General features: G+C 61.6%; 3 protein-coding genes. All 3 read right to left on the bottom strand.

Translation table 11 applies throughout. The features are described from left to right. On the bottom strand, positions 1–1,473 hold a 1,473-nt coding region (locus AC0V2Y_RS27850), incomplete at its 3' end, for a phage portal protein (protein WP_475418433.1). 23 nt (positions 1,474–1,496) lie between these two features. Further along, a complete protein-coding gene (locus tag AC0V2Y_RS27845; protein WP_475417795.1) occupies positions 1,497–1,727 on the bottom strand; it encodes a hypothetical protein in 231 nt (76 codons plus the stop codon). 78 nt (positions 1,728–1,805) lie between these two features. Beyond that, a partial coding sequence (locus AC0V2Y_RS27840; RefSeq protein ID WP_475418432.1) for a Mor transcription activator family protein occupies positions 1,806–2,045 on the bottom strand: 240 nt, incomplete at its 5' end.

The raw sequence follows: 2,045 nt of genomic DNA, 5'->3' as shown, positions 1-2,045 counted from the left end.
GGCCTTACCCTGGTTGGCGAAATCCGAGCCGAAAATCAAGCCTTTTTCCTTGACGGCCTTGCGATGCGCGTCGATCTGTTCGAGCACGTCGCGCGGGTTGGCGCCGCGCTTGCGCATCACTTCGACTTCGCTGGCAAATCCGTCTTGCACCAGGGAATGCCAGGCAAGAGCCTCTTTCAGCGGGTCGATCCAAGGCATCGACTGGCCGACAAACAGCGCATCGTCAGCGCTGGCCGGGTCAACGTCCTTGGGCATGGGCACGGCGCCGGACAAGTGAGCGATCTGCACGAAGTCCTGCCACACAGGCTGCACCAGCTGGCCGACGAATTCATCCGTCAGCACGGCGTAGTTGATCCATTGCTCCACCAGCTCCTGGCGCTGGGCCGAGTACGTGCCGTTGTAATCGCGCGCCAGGCTGGAATAGCTGGCGCCGACGCCAGCGGCAACTGCGCGCAGCTGCCCTTGGCGGAACGTGATCAAATTCGGGTTGGGCCGGTTCGAGTCGATCATGCCGATCTCTTCGCCAACGGCCAGGCTATCGATGATCATGCCCGGCGCCATGCCAATCTCGCGCGCAGCGGCCGGCGCCCGAGCACCGTTCTCGTCAGGCTGCCCGTATAAGTCGGGGGAACCGCGCTTGACGTAAGCCGTGAGGCTGGCGGCCACTTTGGCAGCGATGCGTTCGGACTCTTCGTAATCCTTGATATCTTCCAGGCGCGTGATCACGCTGGCGAATTCGGACACGCCGCGCATCTGGCCGATTCGATCGACGAACGCCAGATGGTGCATACGCGCCACTTCGATGCGCTTGACTTCGTAGCCACGCTTGGACCAGGTGCCGGCGCCGGGAAATTCCTTGTACGCCCAGTACGCCAGCGGCCGGCCCCAGGCATTGCGCTCGATGCCCTGATAGATATTGCGTGCCTCGTCCTGGTAGTCCATAGGGATCAAGTCGGCCTCCATCATCTCCAGCGAGTAGGGAACGCGCGTACCATGATCCAGGCCGGCAACAGGGCCGATGAGGCGTTGGGTGAATACCTCGCCATCGCGCAGCCAGGTCTTTGCCAGCATGCGCTGCACCTTGGCCCAATGATGCCGATGCGTCACTTCAGGGATCAGGCACCAGTCGCGGTAGGCGTCGCGCAGCTGCTTGGCGTACTCATCATGGATGGTGCCGTCACGGCGCCGCGGTTGCGGCTCGATGCCGATGCCGGTCGGGCCGATGATGTTATTGACCAGGGTGCGCAGGGCGCCGCGGGCGATATCGTGGTTTTGTTCCAGGTTTCGCGCCAGCGTTCGCAGCGTCACCGCACCCTGCTTGACCTGGGTATCGGGTGAGCCGGTATCTTTGGCGTGCTTGCGAAGGCGCGAAGGCTTGGCCGCCTCGTACTGGTTCAGGACGCGCCGGGCAGCCAGGCGTTTGATGCCCGCATTCGGTGCGAAGAAGGAAATAAGCTGGTCGACAACGTTCATCGACACTGTGCTGGCGGCGGCCATTATTGATTACCAAAGCGGGCGAGCGCGAAACTCAGGCCGCCAATTCCGGGGGCACCGCTGGCAGCAGCGGCTTCGCGGCTTACAGCCTGCTGCCATTCCTTGCGGCCGGTAATTACCGAGCCAAGATCTTCCATGCGAAGGGTGCGGTCGCCCAGCTTGACTTCCTTACCTTCCAGGATGGCAGTCTCGGCAGCGAGATATTTGGCGAGCATGTCGGTTGCAATGGTCATCGGGCGATCCTTGTGGTTGATCGCTCGACATTACGGATATGGCTGTCTCATTTCTACGGAAAAATGAGACTATATTTTTCAGCCACTCTTGATGATCTTGTAAAACTGGCCGCGCGAGATCTGAAATTCAGCCTGCAGTTCGCGCCGGTTGCGCAGGTTGTAGCGGGTGCGGATGGCCAGCGCGCGCGCTTCCTGGTCGACGCTGCTCTTTTTGATGTAAACCTCTTGCCCACCCCAGGTGCTGCGCATGGCGTCTTCGATATCGCGCACCTGGTCCACCGTAAGCAGTTCGCCGCCCAGCGCCGCGCGCACTGCAGT

Source organism: Janthinobacterium sp. BHSEK (assembly GCF_056174685.1).
Note: the sequence above shows the minus strand (reverse complement) of the source record. Positions and strands in the feature narration are given on the sequence as shown.